Raw genomic sequence first — 18,800 nt, forward strand, 5'->3', positions numbered from 1 at the left:
GTGAAAGCCTGTTCAGGGAGGGAAGGGTGCGCATGACGGCACGTGAGGGTCCGCGAGGGCACGAGATGGTGGAAGAGTGGTACGAGGCCCACGCCGACCGGGTGATGGGCTACCTGATGCACCGCACGGATCGCGAGACCGCGCAGGACGTGCTCTCCGAGACCTTCCTGCTGGCCTGGCGCAAGCAGCGGTCCGTACCGGACGACGCGTTGCCCTGGCTGCTGGCGGCGGCACGCCGGCTGCTCGCCAACCGGGTGCGGTCGGACGTACGGCGGCAGGCGCTCGCGGAGCGGATATCCGCGGTGATGGACCGTGCCCCGCAGGAGGTCTTCGAGGACCGCATAGGCGACCGCGAGCACGTGTTCCGGGTGCTGATGGCGCTGTCCGAGGCCGATCGCGAAGTGCTGCTGCTCACCGGCTGGTACGACCTGAGCGCGCAGCAGGCGGCCAAGGCCCTGGGCTGCACCAGGGCGGCGTACACGCTGCGGCTCCACCGGGCCCGCAAGAGGTTCCGCGCGGCCCTGGAGCGTCGTCCCGCACCCTTCACCCCGCTCGATTCGGAGGTACACGTATGACGAACGACCCTGTCCTGGACGCCGTCCGGGAGTTGCGTCCGCAGGGGGCCGAGGGCTGGACGAGGTCGGACGCCGGACGGGAGACGCTGCGCTCCGTGCTGGACCAGGCGGCGACGCCGCGGGCCACGGGACGGCGGTCGCTGCGGGTCGCCGTGGCCGGCGGCGCGGCCGTGGTCGCGCTGGCCGGGGGCGGTGTCGTGGCCGTCGCCGGGGGGATGCCGTGGGGTGAGGACGCCGGCGGGAAGATGATGTGCGCCCGGACGCTGGCGCGTGGCGCCGACCTCTCCGGTCTGCCGTCGGACGCGGTCAAGGAGTTCGACCCGAAGGACCCGGGCGCGGTGTGCGCCGGGCGCTGGAAGGAGATGTGGGGGCCGTCCGAGCCCGTCCCCACGTCCTTCGCGGCCTGCTACTACCCCGGCGGCGCCGGCAAGGTCGTCTGGCCCGCCGACGGCCTCGGCCAGGACCAGGCCTGCGCCCGCATCGGGGCCCGGCCCATCCCCGCGGGATAGACCGCGGCGGGCCTGGGGCCCGTGACGCCGGAGGGGGCTCCGCGGCGGTCGCCGCGGGGCCCCTCGCACTCCGTGGCCCGGGAGCCGGGAACGCGACGACGGTGAGCCGCCGGGTGACGCTCCGGGAGTCGTTCCGGGAGCCGCTTCGGATGTTTTTCCGGATGTCGCGGACATTCGTCCCTCTGCTGACACATGGCCTCTTCCCCTCCGTACTCGTTGACACGGCAACGGCCGGACGCGGCGCCACGGCGCCGCTTCCGGGACTCAGGAGACGAGGGAAGGCGCGCATGAACGTCAGTGCTCACATCGAGGCCGTCTACGCGGACGTCTGCCGGCGCGACGCCGGTGAGACGGAGTTCCACCAGGCGGTGGGGGAGGTGCTGCGCTCACTGGCGCCGGCGCTGGAGCGGCACCCGGAGTACCTGGACACCCGGATCGCGGAGCGGATGTGCGAGCCGGAACGGCAGGTGATCTTCCGGGTGCCGTGGGTGGACGACCAGGGCCGCGTGCGGGTCAACCGGGGCTTCCGGGTGGAGTTCAGCAGCGCGCTCGGCCCGTACAAGGGGGGTCTGCGCTTCCACCCGAGCGTCGACCTCGGCATCGTGAAGTTCCTCGGCTTCGAGCAGATCTTCAAGAACGCGCTGACCGGCCTCGCCATCGGCGGCGGCAAGGGCGGCTCCGACTTCGACCCCAAGGGCCGCTCCGACGGCGAGGTCATGCGCTTCTGCCAGTCGTTCATGACCGAGCTGCACCGGCACCTCGGCGAGCACACCGACGTGCCGGCCGGGGACATCGGCGTGGGCGGCCGGGAGATCGGATACCTCTTCGGCCAGTACAAGCGGATCACCAACCGCTTCGAGGCGGGGGTACTGACCGGCAAGGGCGTCGCCTGGGGCGGCTCCCACGCCCGTACCGAGGCGACGGGCTACGGGACGGTGTACTTCGCCGCCGAGATGCTGGCCACCCGCGGGCAGGGCTTCGAAGGGCGCCGGGCGGTGGTCTCCGGCTCAGGCAACGTCGCGGTCTACGCGATCGAGAAGGTGCACGCGCTGGGCGGCTCGGTGGTGGCCTGCTCGGACTCCGGCGGCTACGTCGTCGACGAGGGCGGCATCGACCTCGAACTGCTCAAGGAGATCAAGGAGGTGCGCCGGGCGCGGCTGTCGGCGTACGCGGAGGCCAAGCCCTCAGCGCGGTACTCCGAGCGCGGCTCGGTCTTCGACGTGCCCTGCGACGTCGCGCTGCCCTGCGCCACGCAGAACGAGCTGGACGGGCAGGACGCCGGGACGCTGGTGAAGAACGGCGTGCTGGCCGTCGCCGAGGGCGCGAACATGCCGTGCACCCCGGAGGCGATCGAGGTGTTCCGGGAGGCGGGCGTCCTCTTCGGCCCGGGCAAGGCCGCCAACGCGGGCGGCGTGGCGACCTCGGCGCTGGAGATGCAGCAGAACGCGTCCCGTGAGCGGTGGACCTTCGAGGAGACCGAGGCCCGCCTCGCGCAGGTCATGCGCGACGTCCACACCCACTGCCGGGCCACCGCCGCTGCGTACGGCGGCACGCCGGACGACTACGTCCTCGGCGCCAACGTCACCGGCTTCCTGCGCGTGGCGGAGGCGATGACGGCGCAGGGCGTCGTCTAGGGCTTGCCCCAGGCCGCGCCCTCCACGCGCCGGTGCCCTCCCGCGCGGCACGTGGGAGGGCACCGGCGTGCCCGGGGGCGGTGATCAGGAGGCGCCGCCGCCCATCACACGGGCGAAGGCCGCCGGGTCGGTGTCGTAGCCGTGGACGCCCGGCCTGAAGCGCCACTCGCCGGTGTCGCCGCGGCGGAACTCCCCGACGGTGGCCGCCGTCGCGGCGGCCACCTCGCCGAGGTCGGAGGCGGCGAGGTCGGTGTGGCCCTCGACCACGCGCACGCCCGTCCCCGCGACGTCGCCGAAGGTCATCCGGCCGTCGCGCTGTTGCACCACCACGCCGACGACGACCCGCTGGTAGGCGGCGCCGAGGCGGTCCAGCTCCAGGGTCATGACCTCGTCGAAGCCCAGCCCCTTGCCCGTCTTGCTGTCGCGGTTGAGCGTGATGGTGCCGTCCGGGGAGCGGCTGTCGAAGTGGACGAGGTACACCGGGGCGCCCTGCGGGTCGGCGGCGCTGTAGGTCGCCGCGACTATGTCCAGGTCGCTGGCGGGCGCGCCGGCGGGACTGGGGTCCCATTTGAGCCGGACCTCGACCTTGGCGATGCCCTTGGTGACGCTGCTCACAGGCTGGCTCCCCTTGCTTCCGGCTGGTCGGGTGCGGCTGTCACGGAGAACGCCCTTTCGTCTGAGGTCAGTTGGGGGGCGACCGCGCGCCGCGCGGCCGTCCGAGGCGGCAACGAACGAGGGCGATCCCGGATTCCTGGCAACCGAACCGGTGTCCCACCCGGTTCGAGCGGATGTGAGGCTGCTCGGAGCACGGACAGGGACGCGATGGCAAGGACACCACGGTGAGGGATGCGGAGACGGACTTCGAGGAGTTCGTCGCCGCGCGCGGGCCGCGGTTGCTGCGGGTCGCCTGGCTGCTGACCGGCGACACGCACCTGGCGGAGGACCTGCTGCAGACCGTCCTGGCCAAGGTCTGGCCGAGGTGGCGGAACATATCCGGGGAGAACCCGGAGGCGTACGTGCGCAGGGCCCTGGTGAACACGGCCTCCTCCTGGTGGCAGCGCCGCTGGCGCGGCGAGCTGCCGCACGGCGAGGTGCCGGACACGGTGGCGACGGCGGCGGAGGACCCCTTCGCCTCGGTCGACCTGGAGCAGTCGCTCGCGGTGCTGATACGCCGGCTGCCGGCGCGGCAGCGGGCGGTGGTCGTGCTGCGCTACTTCGAGGACCTGAGCGTCGAGGAGACCGCCGAGGTGCTCGGCTGCCGGCCCGGCACGGTGAAGAGCCAGGCGGCCAAGGCGCTGACCATGCTGCGGGGGCAGCTCGCGGCCGTGCCGAGCCTGGCGAGGGGCGGTGAGCGGTGAGCGGTGTGAACGCGGAGCCTGAGCCCGGGGGCGGGCGGGGGTGGAGGCGGGCGCGGGGGCGTGAGCTCGAGCCCGAGTTTGTGCGTGAGCCCGAGTCGGAGGAGGAGTGGGAGCTCAGCGTGCTGCTGGAGCGCGTCGTGCCGCAGACACCCGCGCCCCAGGACCGGATGACGCAGATCAGGCGGCGCGTGCGGCGGCGCAGGAGGCGCCGGGTCGCCGCGGGGGCGGTCGCCGTGCTCGGGGGTGCCACCGCGGCGGCGGTGGTGGCCGCCGCGCTGCTGGGGCCCGCGGATCCGGTGGCGCCCCGGGGGCAGCGCATCCTCCCCGCCGCGTCGCCCACCCGTCCGGCCCCGGGTCCGGGCCCGACGTCGGCGCCTGACGCGGGTGCGGCGGGGGGTGCGGCGGCGGGGAGTACGGACTCGGTGTACGCGTACGTCAGCCTGGACGCCCTGTCCGGGCTGGGGCTCAAGCTGCCCGGCACGGGCTGGAGGTCGCTCGTGACCGCTGCCCCGGACGGTCTGGTGGTCGGCTTCGTCGGCGCGCAGCCGCTGCGGGAGCGGGACGGGTGCACCAAGTCGGAGATGGTCGCGTACTCGGCCTGCCCGCCTGTGGACGCGGTCGCCGAGGGCGGGGTGCTGATCGCCTTCCGGCAGATGGAGGAGTCCGCGGGCAGCAAGTTCGGGCCGGGGCGGTTCGTGGTGAAGGGGCTGACGGAGGCGAGCGGGGGGTGCCGGGCGCTCGGTGGGCGGAACGAGCTGACGGCGTGGGGGGAGGACCCGGACGCCAAGTCCTCCGTCGGGCTCATGGTCAGGGCGTGCTTCAGCCGTCCGACGAAGGGCGCGGTGGATGCGGTCGTCGCGGGTTTGCGGGGGGCGAGTTACGCGGCGCCGTCCCGCTAGTGCGTCCGGCTGCGCCGGGCCGCCCGGTTGTTGCGTGCGGGTTGTTTGCGCCTGCGGCGGGCTGTTCGCCACCCTCCCTCCCAATTGCCCGGCACGGTCGGTGCGGGTCTCGCACGTTGTGTTGGGGTCGGGGCCGCGCCGGCGCACTCCCCCAGCCCTCGGCCGGGGGGACCCCCAGAACGCTCGCGGTTTACGTCCACATCGTCGGGCGCCGCACTTGACCGCTCGTCTCCCCCAGCCTTCGGCCAGGGGGACACACCCTCTCCGGCGGTGTGGGCGCACAACGGCCGGTTGGGGTATGAGGGCAGTCCGCGGTTGCCCCGAGTCGCTCGCTGACCCCGCGGCCCCGTGGTTCAGGCCCGCATCGTTCGGCACCGGGTCCGCCGCCCGTCTTCTCCTGCTTTCGGCCAGAGGGGAGCACCCCGACACACCCCCTTCCGGTTGTGCGGGCGCAGGGTGTCCCGTTGGGGGTGCGTTGGACAGGTGCGGTGCCCCGGGCTGCCTTGTGACCTCCCACCGGCCGTTGGTCGCTGTCGATTCGGAGGGGGTGGGGGAGTTGGGGGCACCCCCGGCCGAAGGCTGGGGGAGGGTGGGCGTTCTGGACGCTGACGTGTATGTGATGTGCGGCATCCCGGGTGACCAAGCACAGGTGCCCGCCATGCACATGAATATGCGGTACAGAATGCCCACCCCGGAGGCCCCGCCCCCGGTCCACCCATGCACAGGGCGCAGGCCCGCACCAACCGTGCCGGGCAATCAGGCGGGAGGGTGGGGGAGAAACCCAACCGCAACCACCGCGGCGCCGCACGCGACAACCCGGGGGCACAAAGGCGGGCCCGGGTGTTACATTGCAAGGGCACGACTGTGCGCCCCGTTTGGCGCCGGTGCTTTCGCGTGACCGCTCAACGGTCCGCCCCCGCAGCCCGCTGCGGTCGATGTTCCCGTTCGCCCGCGCCCCGCGCCCGCGAACTCTCCCGAGGCTCGAGCCTCTTCTGCCGCGCGTTTCGCCGGCCGGCCGTTCCGCCGCCGTGCGCGCCCTTCCTCCGAGGACCCCGTATGTCCACAACCCTCACCACCCCCACCCCCGCCCCCACCCGAGAACGACTCGTCCCCGTCGCCGGTGTCCTCGACATCGAGGGCGGCCGCGGCTCCCTGCGGACCGCCGGTTACGCGCCGGGTCCGCAGGACGTCACGGTGCCGCCGGAGGTGATCCGGCGGCACGGGCTGCGCAAGGGCGACGCCGTCGAAGGCGTGGCCACGCCCGGTCGTTCGGGTGCCCTCGTGCGGGCCGAACAGATCGGCGGGCGTCCCGCTGAACAGGCCCGTGCACGACGGCACTTCGCGGACCTGACCCCGTTGCACCCGTCCGAGCGGCTGCGCCTGGAGTGCCCGAAGGGCGGCCTGACGACCCGGGTCGTCGACCTGCTGGCCCCCGTCGGCAAGGGCCAGCGCGGGCTGATCGTGGCGCCGCCGAAGGCCGGGAAGACCATGCTGCTGCGCCGACTGGCCGACGCCGTCGCGGACAACCACCCCGAGTGCCATCTGATGGTGGTGCTCCTGGACGAGCGGCCCGAGGAGGTCACCGACATGCGGCGGTCGGTGCGCGGCGAGGTCGTCGCCTCGACCTTCGACCGGACCCCCAAGGAGCACATCGCCGTGGCCGAACTGGCGGTCGAGCGGGCCAAGCGGCTCGTGGAGACGGGCCGGGACGTGGTCGTGCTGCTGGACTCCCTCACGCGGCTGTGCCGGGCGCACAACAACGCGGCGTCCTCGGGCGGCCGGACGCTGTCCGGCGGTGTGGACGCGGCGGCGCTGCTCGGCCCGAAGCGGCTGTTCGGTTCGGCGCGGCTCGCGGAGGAGGGCGGTTCGCTGACCATCCTGGCCACCGCGCTGGTCGACACCGGGTCGCGGGCGGACGACTACTTCTTCGAGGAGCTGAAGAGCACCGGCAACATGGAACTGCGCCTGGACCGCGGGCTCGCCGACCGCCGGGTGTTCCCGGCCGTGGACGTGGCCCCCTCGGGGACCCGGCGCGAGGAACTGCTGCTCAGCCCCGCCGAGCTGACCGCCGCCCGCGGGCTGCGCCGGGCCCTGCGCGGCGCGGGGAGCTTCGAGACGCTGCTGGAGCGGCTGCGGGCGACCCCGGACAACGCCGCCTTCCTGCGGCAGATCCGCGGCACGGTGCCGGCCGCCTGACCCCGCGGCGGCCGCATCATGGAGCGGTGACCACACCGCAGAGCGTGGGCCCCCGGGGTGCCGGCCGGCGGGACCGGCCGCCCGGATTCGTCTGGTACGCGGCGTACGGCTCCAACACCCACCTGGTGCGCCTCAACAGCTACCTGGCCGGCGGGGTGCCGCCCGGGGGCGGCCGGGAGTACCCGGGCTGCCGGGACGCGCGGCCGCCGTTGCGGTCGGTGCCGCTGGAACTGCCGGGGCGGATGTACTTCGCGACGCGGTCGCCGGTCTGGTCGGGCGGGCGGGCCTTCTACGACGGCGACGTGCCGGCCGGCGGGGTGCGCGCCCGGGCCCATCTGCTGACGGTCGGCCAGTTCTCTGACATCGCGGCCCAGGAGATGTACCGCTCGCCGGGTGCCGACCTCGACCTCGGCGAGGTGCTGCGGCACGGCAGGGCCCGGCTGGGCGACGGCCGGTACGAGACGCTGCTGTACCCCGGCGACGTCGACGGGCACCCGGTGCTCACCTTCACCGCGCCCTGGGGCTCCGCCGGGGCCGAGCACGTCAGGCCGTCCGGGAACTACCTGCGGCACATCGTCGAGGGCCTGGCCGAGACGGGCGCCTGGGACCTGCCCGGCATCGCCGCCTACCTCGCGGAGTGCGCGGACGGGGCGTGGGACGCCCGGGAGATCACGGCGCTGCTCGGACGGTGACGCGGGCTCCGATGGATTACGGCCGCGCCGCCGGTCCTAGGGATGTACGGGGGCGTACGGGGAACCGTAGGCCCACGCCCGGAACCCGTCCCAGGAGGTCGCCCATGGCCCGGCCCGCGCCGCCCCCGCCCGCGTCCCGACCGGGCGGTGGGCCCGTCGTGCTCGTCCTGACCGGCAGGCTCGACCGCGCCGGGATCCCGCCGCTGTTGGAACGGCTGCGGCTCCTGCTGGCGGAGCGGGGCGGCGGCACGGTGCTGTGCGACGTCGGCGGGCTCGACGGGGCACCCGACGCCGTGCTGCTCGACGCCCTCGCCCGGCTGCAGCTCACCGCCCGGCGCCACGGCGGCCGGATCCGGCTGCGGGGCGCCGGGGGCGCGCTGCGGGAACTGCTGGCGCTCACCGGGCTGGACGGGTCAGTGGGCCTCGGGTTCGAGTCGTGCGGGGAGACCGAACAGCGGGAAGAGCCGTTCGGTGTCCAGGAAGGAGTTGAGCCCGGTGATGCGGCCGTCTGACATCTCGATGACCTGGAGCGCCCACGGTTCGTGACCCCCGTCGGGGGCGGGCCGGTACTGCCCGAAGCCCGGGGTGCCGTTGGCCGTGACGGGGACCAGCCGTGAACCGCGGCAGCCCGCGCCGATCCCGAGCATCCAGGCCCTGATGTCCGCGGGACCGCGCAGCCACAGGCCGAAGGGCGGCATGGACAGCGTGGCGTCCTCGTGGAGCAGCGAGGTGAGGGCGTCGAGGTCGTAGGACTCGAAGGCCGCGACGTAGCGGCCGAGCAGGGCCCGTTGCTCCTCGTCGAGCGGCCGGGCCGGATCCGTCATGGCGGGGGCGGCGGTGGCGAGGGTGGCGCGGGCCCGCTGCAGGGCGCTGTTGACCGAGGCGACGGTCGTGTCGAGCAGTTCGGCGACCTCGGCGGCCTTCCAGGCGAGCACCTCCCGCAGGATGAGCACGGCCCGCTGGCGCGGCGCGAGGTGCTGCAGCGCGGCGACGAACGCCAGGCGGACGCTCTCGCGCTGGTCGGCGAGGTCGGCCGGGTCGCCCGTCGAGGGCAGCACGCGGCCGTCGGGGGCGGGGGAGACCCAGGTCGTCTCCGGCAGGGTGCCGGGCAGCGGGCCGTCGGCGGAGCCGGCCGAGGACAGGTCCATCGGGCGGGCGCGGCGCCCGGTGCCGCCCAGGATGTCCAGGCAGGCGTTGGTGGCGATGCGGTACAGCCAGGAGCGGAGGCTGGAGCGCCCCTCGAAGCGGTCGTACGCGCGCCAGGCGCGCACCATCGTGTCCTGGACGGCGTCCTCCGCCTCGAAGGCCGAGCCCAGCATCCGGTAGCAGTAACCGGTCAGCTCCGCGCGGTACTGCTCCAACTCCTGCGCCACTTCCGGGGGTGCAGCGAGATCGGCCATGGTTCTCCTCCGCCTTCCGATGAGTTCCGGAGCGCCCACCGGTCTACTTCAGCACAGCCCACTGACAGTGGGCCCGGAACGGAACGAGGCGACCATGCCGACCCAGATCTTCGTGAACCTCCCCGTGCGGGACCTGCCCAGGTCGCGGGCGTTCTTCGGCGGCCTCGGCTTCTCCTTCGACCCCGCGTTCAGCGACGACAACGCCGCGTGCGTGGTGATCGGCGAGGGCATCTTCGCGATGCTGCTCGTCGAGCCCTTCTTCCGGCGGTTCACCGGGAAGGAGGTCGCCGACGCCACGAAGACCACGGAGGCCATCGTCTGCCTGGGCGTCGAGTCGAGGGGACGTGTGGACGAGCTGGTGGACACGGCCCTGGCCACCGGAGGGTCGCACTCGAACGAGACCATGGAGCAGGGTCCGATGTACGGCCGCAGCTTCCAGGACCCGGACGGGCACCTGTGGGAGGTCGTCTTCATGGACCTCGCGGCGCCGCAGGACTGACCGCGGGTCCCCGGGCCGGGCGATCACCCCGCGGGGAGGCCGGGATCACCCCGCGGCGGCGTCCGGGATCTCCTGCTCGGCCCAGATCAGCTTGCCGTCCGCGGTGTAGCGGGTGCCCCACCGGCGGGTGAGCTGGGCGACGAGGAAGAGCCCGCGGCCGCCCTCGTCGGTGGTCCGGGCGTGCCGCAGCCGGGGCACGGTGTTGCCGGCGTCGTACACCTCGCAGATGAGCACCGACTGCCGGATCAGCCGCAGCCGGATCGGTCCCGAGGCGTGCCGGATGGCGTTGGTGACGAGTTCGCTGACGACGAGCTCGGTGGTCGTCCGCAGCTCGTCGAGGCCCCACTCGGCCAACCGGCGCCCGGCCAGCGCCCGTGCCTCGCCGACGACCGCCGGGTCCGCCGGCAGGTCCCAGGCGACGTAGTGGTCCGGGGTGAGCGCGTGCGTACGGGCGACGAGCAGGGCCACGTCGTCGGCGGGCGGTCCGGGTGGCAGGTGCTCCAGCACGGCCGAGCACAGGTCCTGCAGCGGCAGCTCCGGATGGGCCAGGGCGCGCGCGAGCCGGGCGAGGCCCGCGTCCACGTCCTCGCCGAAGGTCTCGATCAGGCCGTCGGTGTAGAGGGCGACGACGCTGCCCTCGGCCAGATCGAGCGCGGCGGCCTCGAAGGGCATGGCGCCCAGGCCGAGCGGCGGTCCCGCGGGCAGTTCGGCGAAGGTGACGCGGCCGCCGGGGTCGACGACGGCCGGCGGCGGATGTCCGGCGCGGGCCATCGTCAGCCGCCGGGTCACCGGGTCGTAGATCGCGTAGAGGCAGGTGGCGCCGGTGAGGGTGGCGGCCACGGACCCGTCGGCGCTCTCCTCCTCGCTGAGCCGCATGACGAGGTCGTCCAGGTGCGCCAGCAGCTCGTCGGGCGGCAGGTCCATGTCGGCGAGGGTGTGGACGGCGGTGCGCAGCCGCCCCATCGTCGCGGCCGCGGTCAGCCCGTGCCCGACGACGTCCCCGACCACCAGCGCGATCCGCGCGCCGGACAACGGGATGACGTCGAACCAGTCGCCGCCCACGCCGTCCTGGATGTCGGTGGGCAGGTAGCGGAAGGCGACCTCCAGCGCCGCGCCGCCGGCCAGCGTCTGCGGCAGCAGGCTGCGCTGCAGGGTGAGGGCCGCCTCGTGCTCGCGGGTCCAGCGCCGGGCGTTGTCCACGCACACCGCGGCGCGGGCCACGAGTTCCTCGGCGAGCAGCAGGTCGTCGGGCTCGAACGGGTTGGGCCGGCGGTGCCGGACGAAGGTCACCACGCCGAGGACGGTGCCGCGGGCCCGCAGCGGTACCCACATCGCCGACCGCATCCCGAACTCGCGGATCTTGGCCGCCCGTGCCGGGTCGTCGGTGAGCCACGACGCCCGGTCGACGGCGATGTCGCCCTCCACCTCGGAGCGGCCGGAGGTCATGCAGCGCACGAGCGGCGAGGTCTCCCCGGCGTTGATCCGCTCGCCGGGCGCGACGACCGACTCCGGGGTGCCCGGGTGCACCGAGCGCATCGCGGCACGGCACAGCGGCACCCTGCCCAGTCCGCCGCCGGTGGGCGGTTCGCCACCGCGCAGCACCGGTTCCAGCAGGTCGACGGTGACGAAGTCGGCGAGCCGCGGGACCGACACGTCGGCCAGTTCCTGGGCGGTGCGGGTGACGTCCAGGGTGCTGCCGATGCACGCCCCGGCCTCGTTGAGCAGCGCGAGCCTGGCCCGGGCGCGCCACCGGTCGGTGACGTCCATCGCCATGTAGCAGACGCCCATCGGCCGGCCCTCGGCGTCGTCCATGCGGTAGAAGGAGATGGAGAAGGAGCGCTCGCGGTAGGGGGAGGCGAGCGTCCAGCCCTGGAACTCGTGGTCGATCGCCGGCTCACCGGTCAGCAGCACCTCGCGCATGATGGCCTCCAGCGCCCCGGTGTCCATCCCGGGCAGGGCGTCGGCCAGGTGCATCCCGATGCGGCGGTCGCGCGGCACGCCGCCGAAGTGTTCCAGGGTGTCGTTGAGCCACACGTACCGCAGGTCGGGGCTGAGTACGGCCATGCCGATCGGGGACCGGGTGAGGAAGCCCTCCAGGATGGCGCTGCTCACCGCCCAGGACGGGGTCCTGGCGAGGTCGATCGCGGACACCAGCCAGCGTTGCTGCCCGTCGGGCGCCATCAGGGCGGACACCCGCAGGCCCACCTCGATCCGCCGCCCGTCGCGGTGCCGGGCGGCCACCAGACCGCCCCAGATGTCCTGGTCGCGCCACTGGGCGGCCATCTCGGTGGCCTTGGACGCCTGCTCGGGCGCGGCCAGCAGCAGCGTCGCGGACCTGTGCAGCGCCTCCGCGGGCGAGTAGCCCAGCAGGTGCTCCGCGGCGGCCGTCCAGCCGACGATCGTCCCCGCGCCGTCGATCAGCGCCGACGCGGCGTAGGCCAGGTCGAACGGCGCCTTCGCCGGCGCCGCCGCGCTTCCCTCCGGCGTGACCATGCGGGGTGTCCCCTGTCCGCGGATACGTGTCTCCCATGCTAGGACGTCCCGTCGGCGGGGGCTCCCCGCGCCGGAGCGGCCGCGGGGCGGCGTGGCCGGCCGGGGGCCCGGGGGCCTCAGGGCAGCGGTTCCGGGGGTGGAGGCGTGGGCGCGGGCCGCAGCGCGTGCAGGCCGCCGTCCACGGGGAGCGCGGTGCCGGTGACGGCGGCGGCGGAGGGCCCGGCCAGGTAGGCGACGGCGTCGGCGACCTGCTGGACGGTGACCAGGCGCCCGCTGGGCTGGCGGGCCTGGAGCGCGGCCCGCTCGGCCGCCGGGTCGGGGGCGGTCGCGATCAGCCGTTCCACCCAGGGCGTGTCGACGGTGCCGGGGGTGACGCAGTTGACCCGGACGCCCTCCGGAAGGTGGTCGGCGGCCATCGCCAGGGTGAGGGCGAGTACGGCGCCTTCGCTGGCCGCGTACAGCGCCTGGCGGGGGAGACCGGCGGTGGCGGTGACCGAGGAGATGTTGACGATCGACGCGTGAGGGGAGCGGCGCAGGTGCGGCAGTGCGGCCCGGCTCGCCCGGACCACGCCGAGGAGGTTGAGTTCCAGCACCCGGCGCCACTCGCCGTCCGGGTTCTCCTCCACGGTGCCGACGGCGCCGGTCCCCGTGTTGTTGACCAGGATGTCCAGGCCGCCCAGGTCCTCCACGGCCCGGTCGACCGCCCACCGCACGGACGCGTCGTCGGCCAGGTCGGCGGCGAGTGCGTGCAGGTGCCCGGGTGCGCGGCCGGGGGCGTGGTCCAGTACGGCGACGCGTGCGCCGCGCGCCGACAGCGTCTCCGCCGTGGCGAGCCCGATCCCGGTGGCGCCGCCGGTGACGATCGCGGCGAGCCCCTGCAGTTCCCGGGCCGTCATCGGGCGTCCCCGGTTCGGACGCGCCCGGTTCGGGAGGGCACGGTGAGGAACGGCACGGCTGGGCCGTCCCCGGTGCGGGCGTCCGTGTTCCCCGCGCGCGTGACACTGCTCCCCGAACGGGCCGGGCGCAAGTACCCATCACTCTTAAGGGTGAAGCCAATTTTTGCGCCCGCCGCGGGCCCCGCGTGCCGGGCGCGTCGCGTACGGCCGGACGGTGCCGGCCGGGGCCGCCCCGCCCCGTACCCCGGGGCCCGGCCGTACCGTCCGGGCAGGCCGTGGGGAGCCGGCCGCTCCGGTTCCACCCCGCGCCTTCGCGCGGCCCCCGCCCGTGCCGTTCGCCACCCCCTCCCACCCGGGCCGCAGCCTGCCCCGCGCGGGGCATGTGACGTGCGCAAGCGGCCTCCCGGGGCCCTCGCGTGGGCGTCCCGCCCGGCGGGTTCCTGCTCGCTCATGGGGGCCTCCCGGGGCACGGGGACCGGCGTCGGAATCGACCAAGCCATCCCTGGTCAAACAGTTTATATCGGTCATTGGTCATGATCGATTCGTGGCCGCACAGATGGTGCGGGAGCGCCCGGGAGGGGTTTGCGTCGACGCTCGAGAACCGATAACCATACGTCAACCGGCATGTGCCAAAGGCATCATGAGGCGGCATCAGCCACCGAATGGAAGCGGCTATGCTACTTGCGGCTCAGCGTGTTGTAGCAATTACGCCAGGTCAGGCGCACCTCGCCGACCGGTCGCCGATTGCCCAGGTCGCTGAGGCCGCACTCCGCCTGCTCGTGCTGTGTTCGTTCCATGTCTAGCGATCACCTGAGGATGCTGATGGTTCGTGCTGGATCGTCCCCCGGAGACCGCCGGCCCACCGCCACGTCCGCGTGGTTATTGCCGGTCGGCATAGTCGCGGCGGTCACCGCCGTCGCCGTATGGACCGTCCCGTCGGCCGCCCGGGAGGCGGTGCTGTGGTGCGGCGTGACCGCCACGGTGGCCGTGGCCGTCCTCGGGGCCGAGACCGCCCGCAGGGGCACCGCCGTACGGGCGTTGCGCGAGCAACTCGTACGCCGTGAGGAAGAACTGCAGTTCCGGCTCTCCCGCCAGGAGGCGGAGACCGAAAGGCTCGCCCGGGAGCAGCTGCCGAACGCGGTGGCCCGGCTGCAGCGCGGTGAGTTCGTCGCCGACGTGCTCAAGGACATCGACGAGGACTCCGAGGGCCTCACGCCGGGATTCCAGCAGGCCCACCAGCGGATGCTGCACTCGGTGCTGGAGGCGGTCTCCGCGGAGGAGGACGTCCGCGAGTCCTCGCAGCGCGCCTTCGTCAACATCGCCCGCCGCGTGCAGGCCATCGTCCACCAGCAGGCCAGTGACCTGCGGGAGATGGAGGACCGGCACGGCCGCACACCCGAGGTCTTCGGCGACCTGCTCAAGCTCGACCACGGGACCGCCCTCATCGGCCGGCTCGCGGACAGCATCGCGGTCCTCGGCGGCGCCCGCCCCGGACGCCAGTGGCGCCGGGCCGTACCCCTCTTCAGCGTGCTGCGCGGCGCGATGTCGCGCATCACCGACTACACCCGCGTGGAGCTGCACTCCGTGACGGAGGTGGCCGTCGTCGGACCCGCGGTCGAGCCGCTGATCCACGCGGTCGCCGAACTGCTCGACAACGCCACCCGCTACTCGCCGCCGCACACGAGGGTCCACCTCACCGCCGTCGAGGTGCAGTCCGGCATCGCCATCGAGATCGAGGACGGCGGCGTCGGCCTCAGCGAGGAGTCCCGGGCCCGCGCCGAGCGCGCCCTGGCGGAGGCCCAGGCCGGATTCGACCTGGGCGACCTGGGCGAGACACCCCGTCTCGGCCTCGCCGTCGTCGGACGCCTCGCGGCGACCTGGAACTTCCAGGTGTCGCTGCGCTCCTCCGCCTACGGCGGGGTGCGCGCCGTGGTGATCGTCCCGCAGGACGTCATCACCACGGCGGCGAACGCCACGGGCCTGGCGCACGGCATCGGTTCCGTCTCGGGCCCCCGGCCCGTGGTCCCGGACCAGCGCGCTTCCGACCCCCGGACGGCACCGGCGCCCGCGCCGGCCGTCGCTCCGGGTCCCCGGCCCTCCCTGCCCGCCGCCTCCCCCTCGTGGGCGGAGGACGACGTGCCGCTCGTGCACGAGAGGACCGCGAACGGACTTCCCCAGCGGCGGCGACGTGCTCCGGCCCCGAGTCCCGCCCCCGGTGCACGGACGGGCGCCACGCCCGCCGACGGCTCGGTCACTGCCGCGTCGGACCCGATGCCGGGCAAGGAGTCCGTGCAACCGGGCATGTGGCTGGCTGCCTTCACCAGCGCCGTGTCCGGTGAGAGCACTGCCACCTCCTCTGACAGCAACAGTGACGAAACGTTAGATAAGGGTGAGTAGCCGTGATTCAGCAGCGGGCCAACATGGACTGGATGCTCAAGGACCTGGCGACGGGCGTCCCGGAGACCCGGCACGTCGTGGTGTTGTCCTCGGACGGCCTGCGCATGGCCCAGTACGGCGGCGACACGGACGCGGCCGACCGCCTGGCCGCGGCCTGCGCGGGCCTGCAGAGCCTGGCCGCGGCCATCGCCGGTGAGTTCCCGCACGGCGACGGACGGATGCGGCTGGTCGTCATCGAGGTGGACGGCGGCTTCTTCTACCTCATGGCGGCCGGCGCGGGTGCGTACCTCGCGGTCCTCGCCGACGAGGGCGTCGACGCCGGGCTCATGGGCAATCGGATGCGGGACCTGGTCGCGCGGATCGGCGCACACCTGACCAGTCCTCCGCGCCGGGACGGGCAGGCCGTATGAGCGACGGACCTCCGGAGTGGGACAACGGAAACCCCGAGCGGCTCTACGTGGTGACGGGAGGGCGCAGCGGTTCCTCGGACGGGACCGCCATCGACCTGGTCACCCTGGTACGGGCCCGCTCGGGGCCACCCCCGGGCATGGCGCCCGAACAGGCCGCGATCCTGCGGTTGTGCACCTCTCCCCTGTCCGTCGCCGAGATATCCGCGTACCTGAACCTCCCGGTCAGCGTGGTGACCGTACTTCTCGCGGATCTGCTGGCCGACAAGCGGGTGGAGGCACGACCGCCCATCCCATCCGCACTTCTTCCCGACGCTGCACTGATTGAGGCGGTGATGCATGGACTTGAAAGGCTCTGACGCGATCGGCGTCAGGGGGCCGCGGAGCGAGGACGCTCTGCCGGAATCGGCAACCGCCGCGGTCAAGATAGTGATTGTCGGGGGCTTCGGGGTCGGCAAGACGACCCTGGTCGGATCGGTCAGTGAGATCCGGCCGCTCTCGACCGAGGAGACGATGACCCAGGCCGGCGTGGGCGTCGACGACATCGTCGGCGTGGAACGCAAGACGGCCACCACGGTGGCCATGGACTTCGGCCGCATCAGCATCAACGAGGAACTGGTCCTCTACCTGTTCGGCACACCGGGCCAGCAGCGCTTCTGGTTCCTGTGGAACGGGCTCTTCGAGGGTGCGCTGGGCGCGGTGGTGCTGGTCGACACACGGCGCCTCGAGGTCAGCTTCGACGTGATAGGGCGGCTGGAGGAGCGCGGTACGCCCTTCGTCGTCGCCGTCAACTCCTTCCCGGAGTCGCCGCACCATCCGCTCGACGAGCTGCGGTCCGCCCTGGACCTGCCGGATCACGTTCCCCTGGTGGAGTGCGACGCCCGGTCCCGCAGTTCCGTCCGTGACGTGCTGATGACGCTCATGCGCCATCTCCAGTCCCTCGCCGCCGCATCGGCCCTGTGATCCCTCCCCGCCCGTGATCAGGAGCGTCCCGTGACCACCCCACCCCCCGAATGCCCCGCCCACGGCCTCGGCCCGGGCGGCCTGCGGCGGCTCTACGGCCCCGAGGCCTCCGCCGACCCCATGGCCCTGTACGAGAAGCTGCGCGCAGAGCACGGAGCGGTGGCACCCGTCCTCGTGCACGGCGATCTGAACGCCTGGATCGTCCTGGGACACCACGAGAACCTCGAGGCCATGCGGAACCCCTCGCGGTTCTCCCGTGACTCCCGCATCTGGCGGCACTTCCGCGAGGGCAACGTCGCCATGGACTCGCCGCTGCTGCCGATGGTCGCCTGGCAGCCGCTGTGCGTCTTCGCCGACGGCGACGAGCACGAGCGGCTGCGCGGTGCGGTCACCACCAGCATGGGCCGCCTCAACCGCCGGGGCATCCGCCAGCACATCATCCGCTTCTCCAACCAACTGGTCGACGAGTTCTGCCAGTCCGGCGAGGCGGAGTTGGTGACCCAGTTCGCCGAGCAGCTGCCGGTGCTGGTCATGACCCAGCTGCTGGGCATGCCGGAGGAGTACGGGCCGAGGCTGGTGGAGGCGGGCCGCGACCTGATGCGCGGCACCGAGACCGCCGTGGCGAGCAACGAGTACGTGCTGTCCGCCTGCAAGCAGCTCGTACAGCGCAAGCGGGCCGACCCGGGAGGCGACCTGACCTCCTGGTTGCTCCGGCACGAGGCGAACCTCACCGACGACGAGGTCGCGGAGCACCTGCGCCTGATCCTGATCGCGGCCAACGAGCCCACCGTCAACTTCATCGTCGGCGCGCTCAAGATGGTGCTGATCGACCCCCGCTTCCGGGCCCACCTGTCGGGTGGGCACATGACGCTTCCCGACGCCCTGGAGCAGGTGCTGTGGGACGAGCCCTCGATCGCCGTGGTGCCGGGCCGCTGGGCCACCGGGGCCACCGAGCTGGGCGGTCAGCGGATCGAGGAGGGCGACATGGTGATGTTCGGCATCGCCGCGGGCAACGTCGACCCGCGCGTGCGGCCGGACATCAGCACACCCGTGCACGGCAACCGTTCGCACCTGGCCTTCAGCAGCGGCCCGCACGAGTGCCCCGGCAAGGACATCGCCCGCGCGATCGTCGACACCGCGATCGACACGCTGCTGATGCGGCTGCCGGACCTGCGGCTGTCCGTGCCGGAGGAGGCGCTGACCTCGCAGGCCGCTTGGATCTCCCGGCACCTGGTGGCCCTGCCGGCGGAGTTCAGCCCGGCCAAGCCGCTCGGTGACCAGGCGTCCGGCCCCGCGGAACCGCAGGCGCCCCAGGAGCCGCGGGTCCCGCAGACGCCGACGCGGGGCCGGACCTCCGAGCCCGTGCGGGTGACGGGGGCCGAACTGCCTCCCGCACAGCCGGCACCGGCGTACACGGCCGGGCCGGCGGTCGCGGTCCCCGCGCAACGGGGTTCCTGGTGGCGCGCGCTCGTTTCGCGCCTGGGTGTGCGACGGCGGTAGCCGACGCCCCTGGTGTCTCACTGTGTGACCGGTTCACGACGGGCGCACGGGCGAATGCGCCCGTGCGCCTCTTCGTGCGCCCTCCATGCCGTACGGCCATCGTGGCTGGTTCTGCCAAGGCCGGGCAGCGGGCGCACACATCTCGCCCATGAACGCAACCGGAATGCGCGTCAACTGCCAGCCCAGTGACGTGTTTTGGTCTCTTGACTGCTCCGCCATATGCCGGAGTAATGGTCAGTTGAATGATCCACTTGTGTTCGATTTCCGCCATGCGTGCGGAGAGTCACAGGTGGAACGGTTGTGACGGCTGAGAGGTGATCGCTGGTGGGACCCGGGTTCTGCGTTCCACCGGACCGGCCTCCCGCGGGCCGCCCCGTGCGCC

General features: G+C 73.4%; 18 protein-coding genes. 14 read left to right on the forward strand and 4 right to left on the reverse strand.

What is annotated here, in order from left to right; genetic code table 11:
* The first annotated feature begins 32 nt into the window (after positions 1-32).
* The 3 genes from ACZ7MY_RS05195 to gdhA all read left to right on the forward strand — a co-directional run bounded on the left by ACZ7MY_RS05195 (position 33) and on the right by gdhA (position 2,718).
* Positions 33-575: an RNA polymerase sigma factor gene (locus ACZ7MY_RS05195; protein WP_499599695.1), complete on the forward strand. Its 543-nt coding sequence runs from the start codon at positions 33-35 to the stop codon at positions 573-575.
* Complete coding sequence (locus ACZ7MY_RS05200) at positions 572-1,084, forward strand: hypothetical protein (RefSeq protein WP_089222586.1); 513 nt, start codon at positions 572-574, stop codon at positions 1,082-1,084. Before ACZ7MY_RS05195 ends, ACZ7MY_RS05200 begins: the two co-directional genes overlap by 4 nt.
* Positions 1,085-1,371: 287 nt before the next feature.
* Positions 1,372-2,718: an NADP-specific glutamate dehydrogenase gene (gdhA, locus tag ACZ7MY_RS05205; RefSeq protein WP_499599698.1), complete on the forward strand. Its 1,347-nt coding sequence runs from the start codon at positions 1,372-1,374 to the stop codon at positions 2,716-2,718.
* 84 nt (positions 2,719-2,802) lie between these two features.
* Here the strand turns inward: gdhA and ACZ7MY_RS05210 are convergent, their stop codons facing one another.
* On the reverse strand, positions 2,803-3,333 hold the full coding sequence (locus ACZ7MY_RS05210; protein WP_499599701.1) for a TerD family protein: 531 nt from the start codon (positions 3,331-3,333) through the stop codon (positions 2,803-2,805).
* A gap of 224 nt (positions 3,334-3,557) precedes the next feature.
* Between ACZ7MY_RS05210 and ACZ7MY_RS05215 the strand changes: the two genes are divergently transcribed.
* The 5 genes from ACZ7MY_RS05215 (at position 3,558) to ACZ7MY_RS05235 (ending at position 8,375) form a co-directional block, all read left to right on the forward strand.
* Positions 3,558-4,076 carry a SigE family RNA polymerase sigma factor gene (locus ACZ7MY_RS05215; protein WP_499599703.1) on the forward strand — a complete coding sequence of 173 codons (519 nt, stop codon included), beginning with the start codon at positions 3,558-3,560 and terminating at the stop codon, positions 4,074-4,076.
* Between the two features lie 80 nt (positions 4,077-4,156).
* Positions 4,157-4,975, forward strand: coding sequence for a hypothetical protein (locus ACZ7MY_RS05220; RefSeq protein WP_499599705.1), 819 nt, complete (start codon positions 4,157-4,159; stop codon positions 4,973-4,975).
* Between the two features lie 1,056 nt (positions 4,976-6,031).
* Positions 6,032-7,171, forward strand: a complete 1,140-nt coding sequence (rho, locus tag ACZ7MY_RS05225) for a transcription termination factor Rho (protein WP_499599708.1) — start codon at positions 6,032-6,034, stop codon at positions 7,169-7,171.
* 26 nt (positions 7,172-7,197) lie between these two features.
* Positions 7,198-7,863, forward strand: a complete 666-nt coding sequence (locus ACZ7MY_RS05230; protein WP_499599710.1) for a histone deacetylase — start codon at positions 7,198-7,200, stop codon at positions 7,861-7,863.
* 104 nt (positions 7,864-7,967) lie between these two features.
* Positions 7,968-8,375: an STAS domain-containing protein gene (locus ACZ7MY_RS05235; protein ID WP_499599712.1), complete on the forward strand. Its 408-nt coding sequence runs from the start codon at positions 7,968-7,970 to the stop codon at positions 8,373-8,375.
* Here the strand turns inward: ACZ7MY_RS05235 and ACZ7MY_RS05240 are convergent.
* On the reverse strand, positions 8,277-9,263 hold the full coding sequence (locus ACZ7MY_RS05240) for a sigma-70 family RNA polymerase sigma factor (RefSeq protein ID WP_499599714.1): 987 nt from the start codon (positions 9,261-9,263) through the stop codon (positions 8,277-8,279). The genes ACZ7MY_RS05235 and ACZ7MY_RS05240 overlap by 99 nt on opposite strands.
* Positions 9,264-9,357: 94 nt before the next feature.
* Here ACZ7MY_RS05240 and ACZ7MY_RS05245 point away from each other — a divergent pair, with 94 nt between their 5' ends.
* Complete coding sequence (locus ACZ7MY_RS05245) at positions 9,358-9,762, forward strand: VOC family protein (protein WP_499599715.1); 405 nt, start codon at positions 9,358-9,360, stop codon at positions 9,760-9,762.
* A gap of 45 nt (positions 9,763-9,807) precedes the next feature.
* On the opposite strand, the gene ACZ7MY_RS05250 is transcribed toward ACZ7MY_RS05245, so the two are convergent.
* Positions 9,808-12,255: a SpoIIE family protein phosphatase gene (locus ACZ7MY_RS05250; RefSeq protein ID WP_499599717.1), complete on the reverse strand. Its 2,448-nt coding sequence runs from the start codon at positions 12,253-12,255 to the stop codon at positions 9,808-9,810.
* Positions 12,256-12,371: 116 nt separating this feature from the next.
* Positions 12,372-13,151, reverse strand: a complete 780-nt coding sequence (locus tag ACZ7MY_RS05255) for an SDR family NAD(P)-dependent oxidoreductase (RefSeq protein WP_499599719.1) — start codon at positions 13,149-13,151, stop codon at positions 12,372-12,374.
* An 822-nt stretch (positions 13,152-13,973) separates the two neighbouring features.
* Between ACZ7MY_RS05255 and ACZ7MY_RS05260 the strand changes: the two genes are divergently transcribed.
* From ACZ7MY_RS05260 to ACZ7MY_RS05280, 5 genes are read left to right on the forward strand one after another with little or no spacing between them, the layout of a single operon-like run.
* On the forward strand, positions 13,974-15,548 hold the full coding sequence (locus ACZ7MY_RS05260; protein WP_499600268.1) for an ATP-binding protein: 1,575 nt from the start codon (positions 13,974-13,976) through the stop codon (positions 15,546-15,548).
* Between the two features lie 23 nt (positions 15,549-15,571).
* Complete coding sequence (locus ACZ7MY_RS05265) at positions 15,572-15,958, forward strand: roadblock/LC7 domain-containing protein (protein ID WP_499600269.1); 387 nt, start codon at positions 15,572-15,574, stop codon at positions 15,956-15,958.
* Positions 15,955-16,314 (forward strand): DUF742 domain-containing protein, encoded by a 360-nt coding sequence (locus tag ACZ7MY_RS05270; protein ID WP_499599721.1) that lies wholly within the window; start codon positions 15,955-15,957, stop codon positions 16,312-16,314. Before ACZ7MY_RS05265 ends, ACZ7MY_RS05270 begins: the two co-directional genes overlap by 4 nt.
* Entirely contained in the window at positions 16,295-16,918 is a 624-nt protein-coding gene (locus tag ACZ7MY_RS05275; RefSeq protein ID WP_499599722.1) for a GTP-binding protein, read from the forward strand. Before ACZ7MY_RS05270 ends, ACZ7MY_RS05275 begins: the two co-directional genes overlap by 20 nt.
* A 30-nt stretch (positions 16,919-16,948) precedes the next feature.
* Positions 16,949-18,418: a cytochrome P450 gene (locus tag ACZ7MY_RS05280; protein ID WP_499599724.1), complete on the forward strand. Its 1,470-nt coding sequence runs from the start codon at positions 16,949-16,951 to the stop codon at positions 18,416-18,418.
* The last annotated feature ends 382 nt before the right edge of the window (positions 18,419-18,800 follow it).

The organism is Streptomyces sp. NPDC111520 (assembly GCF_055635295.1).